At 66.7% G+C, this 22,127-nt stretch carries 14 protein-coding genes and 1 pseudogene; 10 read left to right on the top strand and 5 right to left on the bottom strand.

The window, feature by feature from the left end; genetic code table 11:
* The first annotated feature begins 8 nt into the window (after positions 1–8).
* Positions 9–428, top strand: a complete 420-nt coding sequence (locus tag AC1VVG_RS21325; RefSeq protein ID WP_034188617.1) for a secondary thiamine-phosphate synthase enzyme YjbQ — start codon at positions 9–11, stop codon at positions 426–428.
* A gap of 30 nt (positions 429–458) precedes the next feature.
* Here AC1VVG_RS21325 and atsR read toward each other — a convergent pair whose 3' ends face one another.
* From atsR to AC1VVG_RS21340, 3 genes are read right to left on the bottom strand one after another with little or no spacing between them, the layout of a single operon-like run.
* Positions 459–2,279, bottom strand: a complete 1,821-nt coding sequence (gene atsR, locus AC1VVG_RS21330) for a hybrid sensor histidine kinase/response regulator AtsR (RefSeq protein WP_124670173.1) — start codon at positions 2,277–2,279, stop codon at positions 459–461.
* Between the two features lie 13 nt (positions 2,280–2,292).
* Positions 2,293–2,796: a putative pterin-binding protein gene (locus AC1VVG_RS21335; protein ID WP_069245818.1), complete on the bottom strand. Its 504-nt coding sequence runs from the start codon at positions 2,794–2,796 to the stop codon at positions 2,293–2,295.
* A gap of 48 nt (positions 2,797–2,844) precedes the next feature.
* Positions 2,845–3,717, bottom strand: a complete 873-nt coding sequence (locus AC1VVG_RS21340; RefSeq protein ID WP_034188549.1) for a response regulator — start codon at positions 3,715–3,717, stop codon at positions 2,845–2,847.
* Between the two features lie 357 nt (positions 3,718–4,074).
* Here AC1VVG_RS21340 and AC1VVG_RS21345 point away from each other — a divergent pair, with 357 nt between their 5' ends.
* The 6 genes from AC1VVG_RS21345 to AC1VVG_RS21370 all read left to right on the top strand — a co-directional run bounded on the left by AC1VVG_RS21345 (position 4,075) and on the right by AC1VVG_RS21370 (position 14,565).
* Positions 4,075–4,662 carry a tetratricopeptide repeat protein gene (locus AC1VVG_RS21345; RefSeq protein WP_034188548.1) on the top strand — a complete coding sequence of 196 codons (588 nt, stop codon included), beginning with the start codon at positions 4,075–4,077 and terminating at the stop codon, positions 4,660–4,662.
* 121 nt (positions 4,663–4,783) lie between these two features.
* Positions 4,784–5,611 carry a hypothetical protein gene (locus tag AC1VVG_RS21350; protein WP_034188547.1) on the top strand — a complete coding sequence of 276 codons (828 nt, stop codon included), beginning with the start codon at positions 4,784–4,786 and terminating at the stop codon, positions 5,609–5,611.
* Positions 5,612–5,726: 115 nt separating this feature from the next.
* A complete protein-coding gene (locus AC1VVG_RS21355) occupies positions 5,727–6,749 on the top strand; it encodes a hypothetical protein (protein ID WP_034188546.1) in 1,023 nt (340 codons plus the stop codon).
* A gap of 370 nt (positions 6,750–7,119) precedes the next feature.
* Positions 7,120–10,197 (top strand): ATP-binding protein, encoded by a 3,078-nt coding sequence (locus AC1VVG_RS21360; protein ID WP_482836174.1) that lies wholly within the window; start codon positions 7,120–7,122, stop codon positions 10,195–10,197.
* Positions 10,198–10,822: 625 nt separating this feature from the next.
* Positions 10,823–11,482, top strand: a complete 660-nt coding sequence (locus AC1VVG_RS21365) for a response regulator (protein WP_034188543.1) — start codon at positions 10,823–10,825, stop codon at positions 11,480–11,482.
* Between the two features lie 80 nt (positions 11,483–11,562).
* Positions 11,563–14,565 carry an ATP-binding protein gene (locus AC1VVG_RS21370; protein ID WP_482836176.1) on the top strand — a complete coding sequence of 1,001 codons (3,003 nt, stop codon included), beginning with the start codon at positions 11,563–11,565 and terminating at the stop codon, positions 14,563–14,565.
* 303 nt (positions 14,566–14,868) lie between these two features.
* On the opposite strand, the pseudogene AC1VVG_RS21375 reads toward AC1VVG_RS21370, so the two are convergent.
* Positions 14,869–15,911 (bottom strand): annotated as a pseudogene (locus tag AC1VVG_RS21375) (1-aminocyclopropane-1-carboxylate deaminase).
* Positions 15,912–16,075: 164 nt separating this feature from the next.
* Between AC1VVG_RS21375 and AC1VVG_RS21380 the strand changes: the two are divergent.
* On the top strand, positions 16,076–16,576 hold the full coding sequence (locus tag AC1VVG_RS21380; RefSeq protein ID WP_034188541.1) for an Lrp/AsnC family transcriptional regulator: 501 nt from the start codon (positions 16,076–16,078) through the stop codon (positions 16,574–16,576).
* 126 nt (positions 16,577–16,702) lie between these two features.
* Here AC1VVG_RS21380 and mdeB read toward each other — a convergent pair whose 3' ends face one another.
* Complete coding sequence (gene mdeB / locus AC1VVG_RS21385) at positions 16,703–19,429, bottom strand: alpha-ketoglutarate dehydrogenase (protein ID WP_482836178.1); 2,727 nt, start codon at positions 19,427–19,429, stop codon at positions 16,703–16,705.
* A 163-nt stretch (positions 19,430–19,592) separates the two neighbouring features.
* Between mdeB and AC1VVG_RS21390 the strand changes: the two genes are divergently transcribed.
* Together AC1VVG_RS21390 and poxB are read left to right on the top strand one after the other, a co-directional pair.
* Complete coding sequence (locus tag AC1VVG_RS21390) at positions 19,593–20,120, top strand: Lrp/AsnC family transcriptional regulator (RefSeq protein WP_049032659.1); 528 nt, start codon at positions 19,593–19,595, stop codon at positions 20,118–20,120.
* Between the two features lie 180 nt (positions 20,121–20,300).
* Positions 20,301–22,022, top strand: coding sequence for a ubiquinone-dependent pyruvate dehydrogenase (gene poxB, locus AC1VVG_RS21395; protein ID WP_059559960.1), 1,722 nt, complete (start codon positions 20,301–20,303; stop codon positions 22,020–22,022).
* The last annotated feature ends 105 nt before the right edge of the window (positions 22,023–22,127 follow it).

Genomic DNA, 22,127 nt, shown 5'->3' on the forward strand with positions numbered 1-22,127 from the left:
TGGCCGAGATGCAACAGGCCCTCACGCACATCGGCGTCGACACGCGCGGCGGCGGCCTCGTCGAATTCACGCCGCAGGTGCGCGCGTTCGTCGACCAGCAGGCGATCCGCACCGGCCTCGTCACCGTGTTCTGCCGCCATACATCGGCGTCGCTGCTGATCCAGGAGAATGCCGATCCGTCGGTGCGGCGCGACATCGAACGCTATTTCGCGACGCTCGCGCCCGAGGACGACACGCGCTACGAGCACGACACCGAAGGCGCGGACGACATGCCCGCGCATCTGCGCACGGCGCTCACGCAGGTGCAGCTGTCGATTCCGGTCGAGCACGGGCGCATGGTGCTCGGCACGTGGCAGGGGATCTACCTGTTCGAGCATCGCCGCGCGGCGCACCGGCGCGACATCGTGCTGCATCTGATCGGCGAGTAGGCGGGAACGGGGAACGGGCGATGCGCCTGCTCAGGCGAGCAGCTTCTCGACGAGCGTGCCGAGCTCGCGCAAATGGACGGGTTTCGGCAGGAATGCATCGAACACCTGCTTGTTCTCGCGCAGCGCGGCCGACTCATATGCGCTGACGCCGAGGATCGCCGGATGGCGGCCGTCGTGGTCGAGTTCCGCCGCCGCGCGAATGCGCCGCGCGACCTCGAAGCCGCTCAGGTCCGGCAGTTCGAGATCGAGCACGACGATGTCGTAGCGGCCCGTGCCGAAGCGCGCGACGCCTTCCTGCCCGGTGCCGCACAGATCGGCCTCGATGCCGAGGGCCGACAGCATCGCGCCAAGCGTTTCGCGCGCGTTGTCGTTGTCGTCGACCACCAGCGCGCGCCGGTCGCGGAGCGCGATCGCGGGCGGCAGTGCGGGCACGTCGCCGGCCGCGTGGCCGGCCGTGTCGATGCCCGGCACTTCGGCCGGCAGCGTCACGATGAACTCGCTGCCTTCGCCGACCACGCTGCGCACGTCCACATGCCCGCGCAGCGTCGTCACGATTTCGCGCACCACCGCGAGCCCCATGCCGATCCCGTCCACATGCAGCCCGACCGCGTCGTTCGCGCGATAGAACGGCTCGAAGATCTTCGACAGGTGTTGCTTCGCGATGCCGGCGCCCGTGTCGTGCACGGCGATCTTCACCTGCTGGCCGGCCGGCGTGTCGGCGAGCGTGATCGACACCTTGATCGATCCGCCGTGCGTGTACTTGACCGAGTTCTCGATCAGGTTCGACAGCACCTGCCGCAGCAGCTTGCGATCGGAGCGGATCGCGAGACCCGGCGGCTCGATCCGCTGTTCGACCGTGATCCGCTTGGCCAGGATCTTCTCGCGCAACGGTTCGATCGCTTCGGCGAGCAGCGGCGCGATTCCGACGGTATCCAGTTCGGCCAGGCGTTTCGTCGAGCGCAGCTTGATGTAGTCGGTGAGGTCCTTGACGAGTGCTTCGAGCGACAGCGCGGAATTCTGCAGCCGCCGGATCGTCTTCAGGTTCGCGTCGGACTGCGGGCGCGCGAGCAGGATCTCGATCGACCCGCAGATGGCCTGCAGCGGCGTGCGCAGCTCGTGGCTGACCATCCCGAGGAACGCGTTCTTCGCCTCGATCATCTCGAACGCGCGGTCGGAGGCCTTGCGCTCGGCGTCGAGCGCCGCGTTTTGCCGTTCGAGCAGGTCGTCGCGCGTGCGCATCGTGTAGAACAGCAGCAGGAACAGTGCGCACAGGATCACGCCGAGCACGATGCCGAGGATCAGGATCGCACGCTGCTTTTCCTTCAGCTGATGGAAAGTGAAATCGCGTTGCGCCATCTCGATCGCGCGGAAGTAGTTCGCGAGGCCGTTGACCTTCGGCCAGTATGCATTGACTTCGTCGATCACCTGCCGCGCGTTCTTCGGCGTGTCGCGCAGCGGCGGCACTTCCTGCTTCAGGCGCGTCATGAATTCACCGAGCGCGTCGATCTCGTTGCGCGCGCGCGGAATGCGCAGCCAGTATTCGGATACTTCGGACGGCCGCTGCAGGAACCCGAACGACACCGACAGGCTGTCGAGCTGCATCCGCACGTGATCGAAGTCGTCGTCCTCGCGCGTCGCGTAGAGGATCAGTTGCCGGTCGAATCGCGTATAGACGTTGCGGTATTGCGCGGCGGTCCAGAACACGCCTTCGCGCGGCCCTTCGAGCACGCCCTCGTTGACCGAGGTCGCGAGCAGGTCCCACAGCAGGAACGCCCACGCGGCGAACCCCATGATCCACAGCGAGCCGAGGACCAGGATGATCTTTCTGTTTTTCCACCGCCGGCGTTTCATGTCGCGGTCGAACTCACTTCACGGTCAGGCCGATGATCTGCCACGCGAACTTGGCCTCGCCGAGCGGCGTCTTCAGTTCGTCGGGATACTGGTCGCGCGGATACATGATCCACAGCGGGCCGTAGTTGTCGTTGCCGAGCACCTTGCCGTTCATCGTCCGCGCGAGGATCACGCCGTACTTGTCGGCATCCGACACGGGAATCGTGAACGTGTACTCGTCGATGCAGCGGAATTCGATCTGCGTGCCATGCGCGCCGACGGTCTTCAGCACGTCCGACAGGCGCGGGCCGGTGAAGGTCGACTTCGGCGTCCAGCTCGTCGACGTGACGATCGTATGCTGCGGCAGCGCCATTAGCGCCTGCTCGGAAAAGACGTAGGTCATCTTCCCCTGCTGGTTGCTCTTGCTGATCTTGCCGTCGACGGTGAACGTAAACGACGAAGCCGCCCATGCCGAGGCTGCCATGCCGAGCAGGCAGGCCGTCAGCAGGCTCTTGATCCAGATGGTTGAAATGCGCATGTCGTGCCCTCGGTCTCGTGGTTCGTGTCGTGGTTTGTGGTTCGGGACTCAGTTCGCGGCGGCCACGGCCGGCAGCGTGATCTTCAGTTCGCGCGCCACTTCGGCGAACAGGATCGGCAGGCGCACCGGCTTTTCCTCGCAGCGCGCGTTGTAGTGCGACACGATGTGCGCGATTTCGTCCTCGCTGGCTTCGCCGGTCGAGATCTTGCCGGTCAGCAGGAAGATCGGCGCGCCGCTGTTCTCGCTCGAACGGATGCCGCGCACGAGTTCGGCGGCCGTCTGGTCGCCGAGCATCCAGTCGAGGATGTAGCCGTCGAAATCCTCGACTTCCAGCGCCTTGCGGAACGTCGCGCCGTCGAAGTACGGAATCGCGTTCACGCCTTTCTCGATGAAATATTCACACACCGTCTCGGCGACATCCTGCGAATCGTCGACCACGGCGATCCGCGCCGCATAGACGTTCGGCTGGGTCGAGCGCAGCTCGATCACGTCGACCGGATAGGTGCGGCCCTCGCGCGCGTGCTGGCGCTCGGTCACGATCCATTCGCCCTGCCACTGCAGCGCGACGAAATCCGTTTCGATCTGGCTGCTGGCCTTCGTCGAGATCGCGGCGCGGCAGCGGAAGCGCCTCGATTCGATCACGAACGTCGCGTCGATCATCTCGGCGGCGGCCGGCTGGGTGCCCTTGTCGTCGAGCAGGATCGCGGGCGGCACGCCGAAGTGCGTCGCGATGTCCTGCAGCTGCGACAGGTTCCACGGGATCAGGCCTTTCATCTTGCGCGTGACGACCGAGAAGCTCAGGCCGAGCACGTTGGCGATCGTCGTGTTGTGGCTACGCGGCGGAATGCCGTTCCGGTTCAGTAGATCGCGCACCTTGTTCGCGGTGATGAGATCGACATTGGCCTGCTCGGTGGTGGACATCTCGATGGGGTCTCGAAGGGTTTTGGGCGAGGGAGAGCATAGCAAAACTGACGTGTCACGCAAACTTTGAAAAAGCGAATGACCTTGACATGCCATTTTTCTCCATTATTATTGCTCACCACGTCACTATTGTTTGCCGCGTCATGTTTGGAGATCGATGCCGGGATAGCCGGTACAGCGAAAAGCGGCAGCCATGAAATGGTGACGGAACAATTCCAAGAGAGAACCTGAGAGAGCCTTGGACTGCGTGTCGGCGTTGGCGGATTGTATCCGTTGCGCCGCACGCAACCAGGTACGAGCTCACGGGGTGGGATGGCTCGAAGAATTGCGGCGCCAATAAAACTGAGGACTGTACCAATGTATCGCCGTTTACTCGCTCCGGGGCTGCTGTTGCTGCTGGCCGCGTGCGCGCAGGACCCGTCCGTCACCGGCAACACGGTACGGATCTGCGACGACACCGGGTGTTCCGATCGCCCGAAAGATCAGGTGTCCTATCAGAAGAAGGACGATGCGGAAGACCGGGAAGATCCGCGTATCGCCGCGCTGAAGCAGACCGCGAAGACCCAGCCGAAGGCTGCCTACGACCTCGGCCTGCGTTATTTCCGCGGTGACGGCGTGCGCCAGGACAGCTATCAGGCGCTCAAGTGGATGCGCGAGGCCGCCGAACGCGGCGACCTGCAGGCGCAGAAGGCGCTCGGCAGTTTCTACCTGTTCGGCCTCGAGGAAATGGGCTCCGACGCGCGTGAAGCGGAGAAGTGGCTGTCGATCGCGGCCGGCCGCGGCGACAAGGAATCGAAAAAGCTGCTCGATCTCGCGCGCAAGGCCAAGAAGGAAGACGAAGAAGACTGGAAATGGCGCACGCAATGGCGTGACGTCTATTACGGCTACTGGTACTCGGGCTATCCGTACTACGGCGTCTGGCAGCAGACGTACTGGTACTACTGACCGCGCATCAGGCAACGGGGGCAGCAGCGGGGGGACCACCATCGCGCGCCACGCCGGGGGGCTTATCGAAGTTCGCACGAACACATAAGCCGAACAACGACTCTAATCGATCGACAACGACATGAAGACCAACCTTTCCCAACGTCTCACTCAAGGTGCGCTGGTTGCAGCGCTTGGCGCGTCCGTCGCGGGTTGCGGCGGCGTGGTGACGCCCGGCGGACAGAACGCCGGCGTGACGGGTGCCGCGGCAGGCGGCGCGAGCGCGGGCGCGGATTCGCAGCTGCAGCGCTGTGCGTCGCCGCTCGGCACGATCGCCGTCGACGACGGCCGCAACGCCGACTGGTGGGGCCCGTTCGGCAGCGCGACCAAGATGACCACGATCGATCCGCTGCTGCGCCTGGCCGTGCAGCAGTCGAACTGCTTCGTGATCACGTCGATCGGCAACCAGAAGAGCGACGCGCGCCTGTCGCGCATCACGCAGCTGCAGCGCAACTCGGGCGAATACCGCGCGGGCTCGAAGCAGCAGAAGGGCCAGCGTGTCGCGGCCGACTACTACATGGAGCCGCAGATCGTGATCAACGATTCGCCGATCGGCGGCATCGGCAGCATGATCGGCGGGCTGATCGGCAACAGCGCGGTGGCGGCGGTGGCCGGCCACCTGCAGACGAAGGCGTCGGTCGTGACGCTGACGCTGTTCGACGTGCGCTCGGCCGTGCAGATCGCGGCGTCGGAAGGCAGCTCGACGGCGACCAACTACGGTGCGGCGCTGGGCGGTTTCGGCGGCGGCGTGGGTGGTGCGCTCGCCGGGTTCTCGTCGACGCCGGAAGGCAAGGCGACGGTCGTCGCGTTCATCGACGCGTACAACAAGATGGTCGTGGCGCTGCGCAGCTACAAGGCGCAGGACGTGAAGGGCGGCCTCGGCCGCGGCGGCCAGCTGCAGGTCAACTGACGTTCCCGGGCCGGTGGTTGGCCGCCGGCCCAATCCCGATGCGGATGGTCCGTGCGCGCGGCGTGATCCGTGCGTAACGGCTTCGTTCGTCCTGTTCGTTCAGAAGGTGATTCCGATGAAAACCGTTGCATTGATCGCATTGACTTGCCTGGCGCTGACCGCTTGCGGCGGCGACGACACTTCCGCGCCTGCATCGTCCGGCGGATCGGGCACGAGCAACAACGGCGGCAGCGGTGGCACGGGCACCGGCTCCGGCGGGACGGGCGGCGGCGGGGCGGGAAGCGGTGGTTCGGGCGGCTCCGGCGGCGGTACGCTGACGTGGCGCTACGAGGCACAGCCGGTCGCGGCGGATCGGGCGAGCTTCCTGACGCTGGTCAACAACGAGGGCGCGAAAGGCTATCGATATCTGGGCGACTATTTCTACAATGCGAGCAACGGCGGGTCGCAATCGATCTTCGTGAACGACGGCACCGCGCAGACCTACACGTACCAGTTGCAGACGGCGCCGGCCGACATGACGTCCTTCGTGAACGCGGCCAACGCGCAAGGGGCGAGCGGCTACCGCTACGAAGGGCCGCTCACGTACGGCGACCTCTATCGCAAGGACGGCGGCTCGTCGGCCACCTACACGTACACGGCGACGGGCCTGCCCGCCGACGCCAACGCATTCCTCGCGCAGGCGAACGGACAGGGCCAGTCGGGCTACTGGTTCCTTGGCCCGATGGCGGTGGGCACCGCGCAGGCGAACGTGTACATGAAGAACAACGCGTCGAACGCGACCTATACGTACGACGCGCTGGCGCCGACGTCGACGGTCGGCGACTTCATCGCACAGGCCAACAGCGAGGGGGCGAAGGGTTATCGCGCGAAGGGCGCGATGGCATTCGGTACGGCGATCTCGTGGGTCTACGTGAAGGACCAGACGCAGTCGCCGACCTTCACGTACCAGTCGGCCGCGATCCAGTCGACCGGCGCCAGCTTCGTTCAGCAGGCGAACACATTCGGCGCGCAGGGCAGCGCGTATCTGAGCGATCTCGCGCTCGGCTCGCCCGCGCCGGTGATGGCGTCGTTCTATTTCACGCCGAAGAACTGCACGGGCTTCCTGTGCACGACGCTGAATCCGCTCACCCAGAACTGAGCGGGCGATCCTGCCGGGAAGTCCCGCGCGGGTCGAATCGGGTGCCTCGGTGCGTCACGAGATTCGTTGACGCATCTTTTGCCGCCGGCTCGCCGGCGGTATTTCATTGTGGACGGACCTGAGGCGATTCGCCGAAGCGACGGGTCCGAACGGCGCGGTGCGCGACACGCGATTCCACCGCCGATTCTCGTTCAAGTTCAAAACAATCATTAAAACAAATAGGACGTGTACTAAAAGGATAATGCACACCTGATTTTCGCGGTGTCGTTAGGCATGATCGGGACCTTACCGTCCCGAATGTTTCCATCGTGACGTCCGGCCGGCCGGGATTTGCCGCAGGTCCGCGTTCCGGGCTCCGTCACATCGAGCCATGCCATACAGCACGCTTCAGTCCATTCGCCGCTACCAGAGCATTTCGATGTTCGGGGGCGGCATCGTCGTCACGATGCTGATCCTGATCGCCTGCGGGCTCGGGATCACGTCGATCGTCTACGGCCATCTGGACGGCGAGCGGCGCAATTTCCTGAACGGTGTCGAGGAAGCCGCGGACGAGGTGCAGGTGGCCGAGACGTCGTTCCGCAACGGCGTCACGAATACGCAACTCATCTGGCGGGAGATCGGCGCGGCGCCGGCCGACGTCGTGAACGCGTTCTTCGCCGACGGCCAGCAGCTGGCGATCAAGCCGTATCCGTCGCTCGTGGTCGGCGTGCCGGGGCAAACCGCGCGGCGCGACGAGGTCGCTCGTTATCTCGCGCTGTCGTTCATGCTGTCGCGCATCTGCGCGGCGAGTTCGCTCAATCGCGGGCGTACGCTCGAGGGGTACCACTACAGTACGCGCACGGGCGTCTTCGGCCTGGTGCCACACCTGGCGCGCGACAATCCGGCACTGGCGTCGGCCGACGCGCGTGCGCAAGTATTCGATGCGCTGCGCATCGATTTCGACGGCTCGCCGCCGGCGCCGAACGACGGTCGGCCGAACGTCCGCTGGCTGCCGCCCTACGTCAACCCCGTCACCGGGCAGATGCGCATCCGCGTCGCCGCCGAGGCGCGCGCCGCCGGCCAGCCGTTCGCGGTGCTGGTCACCGAATACGCACCCGACTACCTGCTGTCGTGGCTGCCCGGACGGGGCTTGGCCGGCACGTTCTTCATCACGTCGGCGGACAACCGGCTGATCGCGATCGATCCGGACGTCGCACGCACGAACGCCTTGAGCGAGCGCTTGCTGAGCCTCGATGTCGCGCATCGTGGAAGGGTGTCCGCTGAGCCGCTCTTTCGCGACGGCGCGATCGTGTTCAGCAGCAAGCTCGCGGCAACCGGCTGGACGATCGCCTATGTGCTGTCGTGGGCCGACGTGCTGGCCGGCATCGGCGTGCAGGCCGGCGGGCTCGCGGCGTCGACCCTCGTTGCGATCATCGTGATGTGGCTGCTGCTCGTGCGTTTCCACCGGCGCGTGCTTGTGCCGGTGTATGCACGCTCGGCCCGCGTGTTCGACAGCGAGGCGCTGTGCCGCAGCGTGATCGCGATGGCGCCGGTCGGCATCGGCCTCGTGTCGTTGTCCGACCGGCGCGTGATGCTCGCGAGCGACGCGCTCAAGCAGATGCTGCTGCCGCATGAAGGCGATTACCATGCGCTGTCCGCGCTGGCACTCGAGAAGTACGACGCGTTCGTCGCGAACGGCGGGGCCGGCCGGACGATGACGACCGAACTCGTGCTCGACGCACGCGGCGATACGCCGCTGCACCTGGAGATCATCGCGCACGGCGCGCGTTATCAAGGCGAGGACGTGCTGATCGCGACGTTCGCCGACATGAGCGCGCAGTGCCGCCTCGTTCATCAGCTCGAGGAAGCGGTGCGCGCGGCCGATTCGGCGAATGCGGCCAAGTCGTCGTTTCTCGCCGCGACGAGTCATGAGATCCGCACGCCGCTGAACGTGATCCTCGGCAACCTCGAGCTGCTCGAGCGCACGGCGCTCGATGCCTCGCAGCAAGGCCGCGTGCGGACGCTGCGCGCGTCGGCCGAAGGGCTGCTCGCGATCGTCAGCGACGTGCTCGATTTCTCGAAGATCGAAGCCGGCGCGATGTCGGTCGAGTCGATCGAGTTCGACGTGATCGCGGTGATCGAGCGCGAGCTCGCGGCATTCGCGTCGGTCGCGAAGGCAAAAGGGTTGCCGCTGTTCGCCGATATCGATGCGAGCGGCGCGCAGCGCATGCGCGGCGATCCGACGCGGCTCGCGCAGGTGGTCGGCAACCTGCTGAGCAACGCGATCAAGTTCACGAGCGCCGGGCGCATCGTCGCGCGCGTGGCGGTCGGGCGAAATGCGCGCGGTGCGCCCGAGATCGCCATCGGCATCGAGGATACCGGCATCGGGATCGACCCTGCGCAACAGGGCAAGCTGTTCAAGGCGTTCTCGCAGGTCGATGCGTCGATCACGCGGCGCTATGGTGGCACGGGGCTCGGGCTCGCGCTGTGCGACCGGCTGGTCGCGGCGATGGGCGGGACGATTGCGGTCGACAGCGCGCCGGGCGTCGGCAGCCTGTTCACCGTGCGCTTGCCGCTGCACACGGGCATTGCGCCGAAATCCCCGGCCAGCGCGGGTGCCGGCCGGACGCTGATCGTCGTGTCGCCGGAGGACGCGTGGCGTGCGTTTGCCTTTCCGCATCTGCGTGCATGGGGGTTCGACGTCGCGATGCATCCGAGTCCGATCGGGATTGCCGCCGGGTGCCTCGCGCGTGCACACGCGATCGTGCTCTTCGGCGATTCCGACCAATGGCGGCGCGAGGAGCTCGACAGCCTCGGCGGCGGTACGCCGGTCGTGCTGGCGACGCCGGACGGCCCGCTGCAGCCGGACGTCGCGGGCCGCACGATCCGCGTGTCGAGTTATTCGCTGAACGGGCTGCGCATGGCGATCGCGCAGGCGCGAGTCGCTACCGCCGAGTCGCCGCGCGGGCCGGGGTGCGCGCCCGATTTCGGGCAGTCGGCGTCGCCGGCTTCCAGTACGCGTGTGCCGCGTGTGCTGGTCGCCGACGATGCGGCGGTCAACGGGTCGATTTTCCGCGAGCAGCTGGATGTGCTCGGTTGCACGGTCCGGTGTGTGTCGTCCGGCGGCGCGGCGCTCGACACGCTCGAGAGCGGCATGTGGGACGTGCTGCTGCTCGGTGCCGACTTGCCCGACATGTCGGTCCGGGAACTGGTCGAAGCCGTTCATGCGCGCGCGTTGCCGTGCGACATGATCGTCGTGGCATCGTATCTGGCGCCCGACAATGCCCGGCGCTACGCGGCATCGAACGTCGCGTACGTGTTGACCAAGCCGGTGACGCTGGCCGACCTGCGCCGCGGCCTCGCCCGCGTCGCGCGGCGGCGCGGGATCGCACTCCCCGCGGGCACGGCGGACAAGCGGCCTGCTTCGGGTGTCATGGCCGCTGCGACGATGCACTGGCCCGGACGGTAAAAAAAGAGGCGGCGCGAGGGCGACGCAGATCGCCTGCGTCAGAACAGGGAAGGCAGACACGCCGCATTGCTTCAATGCCGCGTGATTTCGACTGAAGAAGGAAGGGTAAGGCCGTGCGCTATATGGGAAAGGTGTTCGGGCTGCTACTTGGATTCGCGACGTTGCCAGAGAAATCCAGACGGCATTTCCTGATGAAGCTGAACGAATTCATGATGATGTCGCCGTCGCAAAAGCGGCGGGCCGTCACCGAGTGGCAGCACGCCGTGGATGACGAGCCCGGCGAGCCGGACGAAACCGTGGTCAAGCACTAGGGAGCGGTTTCGGCCGCCCGGCGGGACGGGATGGATCGACGGCGTGGGGGCGCCGCCGATCGGACGGGCGTGGGCGGCGGACTGTCGACGGTTCATACCGCAATGTCGTGGTGCGCGCGCCAGCCGGCGAGATGGGCATGTGTGTCGACAGACCGCCACGCTTGATCGTACAGCCGTCTATTATCTTAAAATTGCGCTGCGCACCGCCCGGTTCGCTGGATGCCGCAACGCGATCGTGTTGCGGGATCGATTCGAGCTCCGGCGCGTCGCACAACATCGCACGTCGGGCCGCGTGTATCGGGAGAAAAGTAGAGATGGATGAATTTTTTGTGCGGGTGATGGTGGCGGACGATCATCCTTCGTCCGCGCTCGGGATGTCGCAGGCGCTCGCGGGCAGCAGCACGATCAAGCTGCTCGGCACTGTCTCGAATTCGACCGACCTCGTGGCGATGCTCGACGAGCAGCAGAGCGACGTGCTCGTCGTCGACTATGTGATGCCCGGCGGCAAGTATGGCGACGGTCTGTCATTGCTGTCCTTTCTGCAGCGTCGTTATCCGGCGCTTCGCCTCGTGACGATCACGATGATCGACAACCCGAGCGTGCTGCTCGCGATTCAGAAGCAGGGCGTCGGGTGCATCCTGAGCAAGTCCGATGCGATATCGCATCTGGTGGGCGCGGTGCATGCGGCCTTCGTCGGGGCCAATTATCTGTCTCCGTTCGTCAAGAGGCTGCTGGAGGACTGCCAGCCGTCGGCGGGTGTCCGCACCTTGACCGCCCGCGAGATCGAAGTCGTGCGGCTTTACGGGGCCGGCCTGACGGTCGGCGAGATCGCCGTCCAGCTTCACCGCAGCAAGCAGACGATCAGTTCGCAGAAATCGAGTGCCATGAAGAAGCTCGGTATCGTTCGGGACGCCGATCTGATTCGCTACGCGAGCGAGGGCCAGCTGCCCGAATTGCCCGAGGCCAGTGCATAGACGGTGTCCGTCGGACACTACCGAGTGACCCGGACGGCGCACGACGCGGTGCCGGCGCCGAGACGACTTCGACGACACTCATGCCAACCAAACTGAAAGCGCTGATCGCGCATGCCGCGGCCGCGGGCCGCAAGCCGTTCGAACCGGGGCGCGTGCGACGGCAGCAGCAATGGCTGCTGTACGGAAGCGGTGTGGCGATCACGGTGTTCGTCCTGGCCTGCGCGGCACTCGTCGTGCGGCTCGACCTGCAGGAATCGGTTGCGCATGAGCGGTCGGAGTTCCTGGTCCGCAAGGCCGACCTGCTGGCGGAGATGGAGGTGGTCAAGGCCCTCCAGAATCGCTACACCGACATCCTCGAGTTGATGGCTCGGCACGGACCGACCACCCCGCCCGATGCACTCGAGCCGTTTGCCGACGGGCGCGGCAGGCTGGCCGTTCTCGGACACGCGGGACGCGTGGCGGTGGCCGCGTTTGCGGCCGATCCGTCGTCTCGGCCAGGGGGCACCTACGCGCCGTTCCTCGCGGCATTTCTCGAGACGGTCGAGAAGACGGGCGTCATGCCGCCGAGGCAGCCCGGCGACCCGGGCATGGGCGGATATCTGATCGATCTGGCGGGCGACTTCGTCATCGTGACCGGGTATCCGCTGGTGAAGTCGACGCTCGCGCTGCCGGCCGGTTTCGACGTGAAGGCATTGATCCGGCAGTTGCAGCCGCCGGCCGATTTCGTATCGGCCGCCGCCGCGCCCGGCAATCGGCCGATTTTTCTGGACAGGCGGCAGGATCCGCTGCTCGGGCGGTCCGTGCTGCGGTTCGCGCAGGCGGTGCGAGATACGCAGGGCAAGCCGATCGCATGGTTTGTCATCGTCACGCGGCCGGAGATCGACGACATCCTGCGTTCCGCGTCCGTCGGCCAGAACTATGCACTGGTCGATTCGAACGCGAATGTCCTGACCGGCCAGCAGGCTGCGCCCGTGCTGACTGCCCGTGCGCTCGATTACGCGCGCGCGGCCGGAGGTGAACGGGCTGCCGCACACCGTGTCGGCACGAATATCGTCATCGGCGATCGCATGCCGGGATTCGATGAGGTACTCACCGCGACGCATTCGTGGCGCAGTGTGTTCGACGACGTGGCCGTCCGTCTGGGTATCGCAACCGGTCTCGCGTTGCTCGCGATCGGAACGGTGTGGTTCGCGATCGTCATGTTCGACCGGCGCGCGCTGCGCCCGGCCAACCGCCGCGCGATCCGGCTGATCGAAAGCGAGGCGCTCAACCGCACGCTGATTCGCACGGCGCCAGCCGGCATCATGCTGCTGTCGCTGGCCAACGGCGACACGATGGCGCGTAACGAAGCCGCACAGATTTACGGCGACGCCGGCACGGCGCCGTTGCTCGGCAAGCGCATCTGGCACGCATACCGCGACAATATCGCGGGCGGACGAAAGCCGCGCGTCGTCACGCACGAATTGGCGGTCGACCGGGCCGGTGGCGGGGCCGCCTACCTGGCCGCGCACATCGTCCGCACCCGCTATCGCGGCGTCGACGTGCTGCTTTGCACGCTGACCGACATCACCGCGCGCAAACAGGCCGAAGACAAGCTCCATGAAGCGCGCGAAGCCGCGGACGACGCGAACAAGGCGAAGTCGACCTTCCTGGCGACGATGAGTCACGAGATTCGTACGCCGCTGAACGCCATCGTCGGCAATCTCGAATTGATGGCGCGCGCGGCGCTGCCCGCCGCGGAACAGCGCCGACTGCGGACGGTCATGTCATCGTCCGACGCGCTGTTGCGCGTGATCAACGACGTGCTCGACCTGTCGAAGGCCGAGTCCAACCAGATGGTGCTGGAAGCCGTGCCGTTCGACCTGCGTACGGTGCTGCGCGACGTCGCGGCAATCTTTCGGCCGCTCGCCGACGCGAAACGGCTCGTACTCGAATGCCGCGTCGCGCCGGGGTTGGCCGACGGTTACGTCGGCGATCCGACCCGCCTGCGTCAGATCGTGTCGAACCTTGTCAGTAATGCGATCAAATTCACCGAGCACGGCAGCGTGACGATCGACGCGCTGCCGGCTGCCGCTTCCGGCAGGCCGCGCGGCGTCGAAATCGTGGTGCGCGACACGGGCATCGGCATCCCCGCGGAAGCGTTGCCGACGCTGTTCGACGTGTACGTGCAGACCGATCCGTCGATTTACCGGCGCTTCGGCGGCACCGGGCTCGGGCTGCCGCTCTGCGGACGTCTCGCGCGGCTGATGGGCGGCGCGCTGACGGTCGACAGCCGACCGGGTGCGGGGACGCGCTTCACCGCATCGCTGCCGCTGGCGGAGGCGCCGTCCGGATGGCGTGCCGCGTTCGACGACGAGCCCGCGGCGGCGGCGTTGCCGACGCACGCGGACGAAAGCGTGCCGCTGCGCGTGCTCGTCGCGGAAGACCACCCGGCGAGCCGCGTATTGTTGCGGGATCAACTCGATGCGCTGCGCTACGATGCGACGATCGTTACGAACGGCGTCGAGGCAATGCGTGCCTTCTTCGCGCGTTCGTACGACGTGGTACTGACCGATCTCGGCATGCCGGAACTCGACGGCTTTGCGCTGGCGAACTTCCTGCGCGAGCAGGGGGCGACGGTACCCGTGATCGCGATGACCGCGCACGCGACCGAAGAGGATCGCAGGCGGTGCGCGCAGGCCGGCGTCGCGGAAGTCGTGCTCAAGCCGCTGTCGATCGATGCGCTCGGGGCTGTGTTGCAACGCCATGGGGCGCGTGGCGCGACGGCGTTGCCGGCGGTCGATCGCGACGACCGGCAGGCGCCGCCGATGACCGACGCGATTCGTGAACAATTGCGTGCCGCGACGCTGCACTCGCTGGCGACGATCGACGCCGCATTGCCGCGCGGCGACCACGATCGCGTCAAGGGCGAACTGCATTCGATGCGAGGCGGCTTCGCGCTGGCCGGCGACGCAGACGCGAGCGATACGTGCGCGAGAGGCGAGCGCGTGCTGGCCGCGGGCGGTGTCGATGCACTCCGGCCGGAGTGGCCGGAGATGCGCGTGGAGGTGGAGGCTGCGCTGTCGAGATTGTCCGGCGTCTGAACGATGCGACGCCATGCTTGCGGGCGCGATGGCGGGCGATGCCTGCGACGTTGACGGCCGACGACCATGCGCGCCGTGCCGCCGCGCGCACTGAATCGTCGAGCGGTACGCGCCGGCCGAGCGTGTTCATGGACGGCGCGCGAAAACGATGAGGGGCGCACGGTCACCGCACGGCATCGCGCGGAACGGTGCAACGCTCGACCACCGGCTATCCCGCATGCCGCCGCCTCGGGCGGATGCCGAAGGCGGCAGCTTCATGACGCGGAATTGGCCGTCGTGCGCCGGATCGACTGCGGAAGCCCGTCAGCCGTTGCGGAAGATCTCCGCGTAAGCGCTCAAGGCCGGCACGCCGCCAAGGTGCGCATACAGCACCTTCGACCCCGGCTCGAATTCCCCGCGCCGCACCTTGTCGATCATCCCGTGCATCGATTTCCCTTCATAGACGGGATCGGTCAGCATGCCTTCGAGCCGCGCGCACATCCGGATCGCCTCCAGCGTGCCTTCATCGGCAGCCCGTATTCGGGGCCGGCAAAACGCGTATCGAGCACGACGTCCCGGTCGTCGATGCGGCGCCCGAGTTCGACGATCTCGGCCGTATGCCGCGCGATGCGCGTGATCTGCGCAGGCGTCTTCTCCGGCGCCGCGGACGCATCGATGCCGATCACGCGGTCCGCGCGCCCGTCGGCCGCGAAGCCAACGACCATCCCGGCCTGCGTGCTGCCCGTGACCGAGCAGACCACGATGTAATCGAACTTGAAGCCGAGCTGCGCTTCCTGTTCCCGCACTTCTTCCGCGAAGCCCACGAAACCGAGGCCGCCAAGCGGATGCTCGGAACATCCGGCCGGAATCGGGTAAGGCTTGCCGCCCGCCTGCCGCACGCTGTCCATTGCTTCTTCCCAACTGCGGCGAATGCCGATGTCGAAGCCGTCGGCGACGAGCCGTACGTCGGCCCCCATCATCTGCGACAGCTGGATGTTGCCGACGCGGTCGTATCCCGGATCGTCGTAGTTGACCCAGTGCTCCTGCACGAGCACGCACTTCATCCCGAGATGCGCGGCGACGGCCGCGACCTGGCGTGTCTGGTTCGATTGCACGCCGCCGATCGACACGAGCGTGTCCGCACCCTGCGCGAGCGCATCGGGAATCAGGTATTCGAGCTTGCGGGTCTTGTTGCCGCCGAACGCAAGGCCGCTGTTGCAGTCCTCACGTTTCGCATACAGCTCGACCTTGCCGCCGAGATGCGCGCTCAGGCGCTTGAGCGGCTGGATCGGGGTCGGACCGAACGTGAGCGGATAACGGGGGAAACGTTGCAGGTTCGTCGACGCGCTCCGAGGGACGGTGGACAGGAAACCGGATCGGCCGGGTGCGGCTTGCACGCCGTGTCCCGATGGAAAAATGATAGGCATGACGGTGCGAAATGGGCTTGCGAAATAAATAATGAAAACCTACGTTATCTGTGAGGTCAGGAATGAATGAATAATTTTGATTCGCAAAATTTCGAGGAAACGCAATGAAATTAGATCGCGTCAGTGCATCGCCGGCCGACGCCGCGGCGGCGCTCGACCGCATCGACCGCGCGATCCTGCGGCAGTTGCAGCAGGACGCGTCGATCTCGAACGTGAGCCTCGCGGCGAAGGTGAAGCTGAGCGCGCCGGCGTGCCTGCGGCGCGTCGAGCGGTTGAAGGAGATGGGATTGATTCGCGGCATCGTCGCGCTGCTCGACCCGAAGCCGCTGGGTGCCGGGATGCTGGTCGTGATCGGCTTCGTGCTCGATCGTTCGACGCCGGAAGCATTCGCCGAATTCGAGAAGGCCGCGCAGAAAGTGTCGGGGTGCGTCGAGTGTCACGTGGTGACCGGCGAATTCGACTACTTCATGCTGCTCCGCACGCGCGACAACGAGAGCTTCAACCGTTTGCATGCCGAACAGTTGCTGTACCTGCCCGGTGTGCGACAGGTGCGCTCGTTCATGGTGCTCAAGGAAATTCTGTCGACGCACGCGTTGCCGGTTTAGCGCGGAGCGCCGCCGATTCACGCCGGTCCGTGTGAGAGCGGCGCATGCGCCGCGGCGTGGAGGGGCCCGGCGAACGCGGCGCTCGGCGGCTTGAAGCCGCTCGACGTGCCCGGTCGCGTTGCCCGATCAGCGCTGCCATGGCGCACCGCCTGGATGCGAGGTCTTGCCGAGACGCTCGCGTGCGTCGCGCACGACGGTCGCATCGAGTGCGCCGTCATCGGCGAGCGCCTTCAGCGCGGCGAGCACGATGCTCGCGCGATCGACCTCGAAGAATGCGCGCAGCGCGTCGCGCGTGTCGCTGCGGCCGAACCCGTCGGTGCCGAGCGTCACGTAGCGGCGCGGCACGTAGGCGCGGATCAGCTCGGGCACCGCGCGCACATAGTCGGTCGCGGCGACCACCGGGCCCTGCGTTCCTTCAAGCATCCGCGTGACATACGACGATGCCGATCCGTCGCCAAGCCGCGACAGCCGTTCGGCTTCCATCCCGTCGCGCTGCAATTCGCTGAAGCTCGTGACGCTCCAGACGGCCGCATCGATCCCCCAGCCGTCCTGCAGCATCCGCTGCGCGGCGAGCACTTCGCCGAGAATCGCGCCGGCGCCGAACAACTGCACGCGCGCGGCCGCGTTCGAGGCGGACGGCAGCCGGTGCATGCCCTTCAGGATGCCTGCGCGACGGGCGGCCGGATCGTCGCCGGGCATCGACGGCTGCGCGTAGTTCTCGTTCATGACGGTCACGTAATAGAACACGTCGCGCTGCTGCTCGACCATCTCGCGCATGCCGGCATCGACGATCGTCGCGACTTCGTACGCGAACGCCGGGTCGTACGCGCGGCAGTTCGGAATCGTCGACGCCGCGAGATGGCTGCTGCCGTCCTGGTGCTGCAGGCCTTCGCCGCCGAGCGTCGTGCGGCCCGCTGTCGCGCCGACGAGGAAGCCGCGCGAGCGCTGGTCGGCGGCGGCCCAGATCAGGTCGCCGATGCGCTGGAAACCGAACATCGAGTAGTAGATGTAGAACGGCAGCATCGGCAGGTCGTGCACGCTGTACGACGTCGCCGCGGCGATCCACGACGACACCGCGCCGGCTTCCGAAATCCCTTCCTCGAGAATCTGCCCGCGCGTGTCCTCGCGGTAGTAGAGCATCGAGCCGAGATCCTCGGGTTCGTAGCGCTGGCCGAGCGGCGAGTAGATGCCGACCTGCCGGAACAGGCTCGCCATGCCGAACGTGCGCGCTTCGTCGGCCACGATCGGCACGACGCGCGGGCCGAGGTCGCGATCCTTCAGCAGCGCTGCCAGCATGCGCACGAGCGCCATCGTCGTCGACATCTCGCGGTTCGCCGCGTCCAGCGCGAACGCACCCCAGGCCGCCATCGGCGGGACGGTCAGTCCTTGCGATGCCGCCATCCGCCTTCTGGGCAGATAGCCGCCCAGGGCAGCCCGGCGGGCATGCAGGTAACGCATCTCCGGGCTGTCTTCCGCTGGCTTGTAAAACTTCAACTGCTCGACGTCGTTGTCCGACAGCGGCAACCGGAAACGGTCGCGGAACGCCTTGAGGTCGTCGACGTCGAGCTTCTTCTGCTGGTGGGTCGTCATCCGCCCCTGGCCGATCGTGCCCATCCCGTAACCCTTCATCGTCTTCGCGAGGATCACCGTCGGCTGGCCGCGATGGGCGAGCGCGCGCGCATACGCGGCGTGCAGCTTGAGCGCGTCGTGGCCGCCGCGGCGCAGGCGGTCGATTTCCGCATCGGTCAATTGCGCGGCGAGCGTGTCGAGCGCCGGGTCGCGGCTGAAGAAGCGTGCACGGTTGTACGCGCCATCGTTCGCGGAGAAGGTCTGGAACTGGCCGTCGACGGTGTCGGCGAACGCGCGGGCGAGCGCGCCGGCGTGATCGCGCGCGAACAGCGGATCCCAGTCGGAACCCCACAGCACCTTGATGACGTTCCAGCCGGCGCCGGCGAACAACGCCTCGAGTTCGTCGATCACGCGGCCGTTGCCGCGCACCGGGCCGTCGAGCCGCTGCAGGTTGCAATTGATCACGAACACGAGGTTGTCGAGCCCTTCGCGCGCGGCGAGCGACAGCGCGCCGAGCGATTCGGGTTCGTCCATTTCACCGTCGCCGAAGAAGCCCCACACGGTGCGGTTCGCGGTGTCCGCCAGGCCGCGATGCTGCAGGTAGCGCATGAAGCGCGCCTGGTAGATCGCGTTGATCGGGCCGATGCCCATCGAGCCGGTCGGGAACTGCCAGAAGTCGGGCATCAGCCACGGATGCGGATACGAGCACAGACCGGGCCCGGCGATTTCGCGGCGGTAGTGCTTCAGGTGTGCCTCGTCGAGGAAGCCTTCGAGATACGCGCGTGCATAGACGCCCGGCGACGAATGCGGCTGGAAGTAGACGAGATCGCCGCCGGAACCGCCGTCGTCATGCCCTTCGCCCGTCGCCGCGCGGAAGAAATGGTTGAAGCCGACTTCGAACAGGTCGGACGCCGATGCATAGCTCGCGATGTGTCCGCCGAGCTCGCCGTATGCACGGTTCGCGCGCACGACCATCGCGAGCGCATTCCAGCGCAGCGCGGCCGACAGACGCGCTTCGAGATCGGCATCGCCCGGATACGGCGGTTGTTCGTGCGCGGCGATCGTGTTCACGTACGGCGTGACCGGGCCGCGCGATGCAGCAAGACCGCGCGTGCGCGCGTGCGCGGCCAGGCGATCGAGCAGGAACTGCGCGCGATCCTGGCCGACGTGAGCGACGACCGCGTCGAGCGCCTCCAGCCATTCGGCGGTTTCTTCGGGGTCGGCATCGGCATGCGCGAGGCCCGCGCGCCGCGTGGCGTCAATTCCGTTCGACAGGTCCGTCATCGCAGGTCTCCCGCACGCCGGTTCGGGCGGCGCGCAATCAGTGGCAATCGGTCGAATCATGCTACCCGTCGATCCGCAAAATATGCGTCTGATTTCATTGGAGTTTCGCGGTCTGATAGTGTAAATATTCCGGTTATCGCCACTCTTTCGGAATATTTCGATCATGAGCGCAAACCCGCGGCGGCTCGACCGCATCGACATCGGCATCCTGAACCAGCTTCAGCAGAACGCGCGGATCACCAACGCGGAACTCGCACGCGCGGTGAACCTGTCGGCCACGCCGTGCTTCAACCGCGTGCGCGCGCTGGAGAAGCTCGGGCTGTTCCGGCAGCAGGTCACGCTGCTCGATCCCGAGCCGCTCGGGCTGCGGATCAACGTGTTCATCCAGGTCAGCCTGGAAAAGCAGGTCGAGGATGCGTTGCAGCGCTTCGAGGAGGCGATCTCGCAGCGGCCCGAGGTGATGGAGTGCTATTTGATGTCGGGCGACGCCGATTACCTGTTGCGCGTCGTGATGCCCGACATGCGCACGCTCGAGCGCTTCATCATCGAGCGGTTGACGACGATCCCCGGCGTGTCGAACATCCGCTCGAGCTTCGCGCTGAAGCAGGTGCGCTACAAGACCGCGCTGCCGCTGCCGGCGGCGGGGCTCACGCTCGTCGATCCGGACGAGGCGGCGTCCGACTGGAGTTGAGCGCGCGCCAGCCGACGAAGCGGCGACGATTGCCTGACATGACCGAAAGGAACGGGCCGGGACGCCTGTGGGCTTCGCGACGCGGTGCGGCACGATCGCGTATGCTCGTTTGGTCGCCGGCGAAGGCAGCCGCCGGAGCCGGTTCATTCGTGTGACGACCGATCAACGAGCGAGGGCATCATGGCAAGACAGACGATGGCGGAATACCTGGCGAAGACGCTGGCGGCAGCGGGCGTCGAGCGCATCTGGGGCGTGACGGGCGACAGCCTGAACGGCCTGTCGTTCAGCCTGAGCCAGATTGGCTCGATCCGCTGGATGCATACGCGGCACGAGGAAAGCGCCGCGTTCGCGGCCGGTGCCGATGCCGCGTCGACCGGCCGGCTCGCGGTGTGCGCCGGCAGCTGCGGCCCCGGCAACCTGCACCTGATCAACGGGCTGTACGACTGCCACCGCAATCACCAGCCGGTGCTCGCGATCGCCGCGCACATTCCGTCGACCGAGATCGGCCTCGGCTACTTCCAGGAAACCCATCCGCAGGAACTGTTCCGCGAGTGCAGCCACTTCGCCGAACTCGTGACGAACGCGTCGCAGTTCCCGCGCGTGCTCGCGCGCGCGATGCGTACCGCGATCGACGAGCGCGGCGTCGCGGTGATCGTGCTGCCGGGCGACATCGCGCTCGGCGACGGCCCGGAAGAGGCGCCGGCATGGAGCGAATCGGCGCCGCCGTCGATCCTCCCGGCCGATGCCGATCTCGACCGGCTCGCGGCCCTGCTCAACGCATCCGACGCGGTCACGCTGCTGTGCGGCAGCGGCACGCAGGGCGCGCACGACGAAGTGGTCGCGCTGGCCGACACGCTCGGCGCGCCGGTCGTGCATGCGCTGCGCGGCAAGCAGTTCGTCGAATGGGACAACCCGTTCGACGTCGGGATGACGGGGCTGATCGGCTTCAGCTCGGGTTATCACGCGATGGAATCGTGCGACACGCTGCTGATGCTCGGCACGGATTTCCCGTACCGGCCGTTCTATCCGGCGAATGCGAAGATCGCGCAGATCGACTGGAAGGGCTCGCAGCTCGGTCACCGCGCGCCGCTCGCGCTCGGCCTCGTCGGCACCGTGAAGGAAACGATCGCGGCACTGCTGCCGCGCCTGACGCGCAAGACGCAGCGGCGTTTCCTCGAGAACGCGCTGAAGCACTACGCGGCCGCGCGCAAGGGGCTCGACGATCTCGCGGTGGCCGAGCCGCCCGGCCGCGCGATCCATCCGCAGTACCTGACGAAGCTCGTCGACGACGTCGCGGCCGACGACGCGATCTTCACGGCCGACGTCGGCACGCCGACGTTGTGGGCCGCGCGCTACCTGACGATGAACGGCAAGCGGCAGCTCCACGGCTCGTTCAACCACGGGTCGATGGCGAACGCGATGCCGCAGGCGCTCGGCGCGCAGGGCGCGCATCCGGGGCGGCAGGTCGTGTCGCTGTCCGGCGACGGCGGGCTGTCGATGCTGCTCGGCGATCTGCTGAGCGCGCGCCAGCTCAACCTGCCGATCAAGATCGTCGTGTACAACAACAGCCTGCTTGGCTTCGTGTCGATGGAGCTGAAGGCGGCCGGTTATCTCGATACGAACGTCGACCTGAGCCCGACGGACTTCGCGGCGATCGCGAAGGGCGCGGGTATCTTCAGCGTGCGGGTCGAGCACTCGGAGAACGTCGAGCACGCGTTGCGCACGGCGTTCGAGCATGACGGACCGGCCGTCGTCGACGTCGTGACGTCGAAGTACGAACTCGCGATGCCGCCGAAGATCGAGCTCGCGCATGCGAAGGGCTTCAGCCTGTTCATGCTGCGCGCGATCCTCAGTGGGCGCGGCGACGAGATCGTCGAGCTCGCGAGAACCAACCTGCGGTGACGGCAGCGCGTGCGTCGCATGGCGGCCGCGTCGGGAACGCCGGCGCGGCCGCTCGCATCGACGGCCGGCGCGCGCGCCGCGATAGCGGCCGCGCGGCAGCCGATC

The sequence above is a fragment of the Burkholderia sp. L-4 genome, from assembly GCF_056856535.1.

Bases quoted from the DNA above. Each gene is read 5' to 3' on its own strand.
- AC1VVG_RS21325 (WP_034188617.1), top strand. From the start codon at position 9: ATGCAACAGGCCCTCACGCACATCGGCGTCGACACGCGCGGCGGCGGC.
- atsR (WP_124670173.1), bottom strand. From the start codon at position 2,279: ATGAAACGCCGGCGGTGGAAAAACAGAAAGATCATCCTGGTCCTCGGC.
- AC1VVG_RS21335 (WP_069245818.1), bottom strand. From the start codon at position 2,796: ATGCGCATTTCAACCATCTGGATCAAGAGCCTGCTGACGGCCTGCCTG.
- AC1VVG_RS21340 (WP_034188549.1), bottom strand. From the start codon at position 3,717: ATGTCCACCACCGAGCAGGCCAATGTCGATCTCATCACCGCGAACAAG.
- AC1VVG_RS21345 (WP_034188548.1), top strand. From the start codon at position 4,075: ATGTATCGCCGTTTACTCGCTCCGGGGCTGCTGTTGCTGCTGGCCGCG.
- AC1VVG_RS21350 (WP_034188547.1), top strand. From the start codon at position 4,784: ATGAAGACCAACCTTTCCCAACGTCTCACTCAAGGTGCGCTGGTTGCA.
- AC1VVG_RS21355 (WP_034188546.1), top strand. From the start codon at position 5,727: ATGAAAACCGTTGCATTGATCGCATTGACTTGCCTGGCGCTGACCGCT.
- AC1VVG_RS21360 (WP_482836174.1), top strand. From the start codon at position 7,120: ATGCCATACAGCACGCTTCAGTCCATTCGCCGCTACCAGAGCATTTCG.
- AC1VVG_RS21365 (WP_034188543.1), top strand. From the start codon at position 10,823: ATGGATGAATTTTTTGTGCGGGTGATGGTGGCGGACGATCATCCTTCG.
- AC1VVG_RS21370 (WP_482836176.1), top strand. From the start codon at position 11,563: ATGCCAACCAAACTGAAAGCGCTGATCGCGCATGCCGCGGCCGCGGGC.
- AC1VVG_RS21380 (WP_034188541.1), top strand. From the start codon at position 16,076: ATGAAATTAGATCGCGTCAGTGCATCGCCGGCCGACGCCGCGGCGGCG.
- mdeB (WP_482836178.1), bottom strand. From the start codon at position 19,429: ATGACGGACCTGTCGAACGGAATTGACGCCACGCGGCGCGCGGGCCTC.
- AC1VVG_RS21390 (WP_049032659.1), top strand. From the start codon at position 19,593: ATGAGCGCAAACCCGCGGCGGCTCGACCGCATCGACATCGGCATCCTG.
- poxB (WP_059559960.1), top strand. From the start codon at position 20,301: ATGGCAAGACAGACGATGGCGGAATACCTGGCGAAGACGCTGGCGGCA.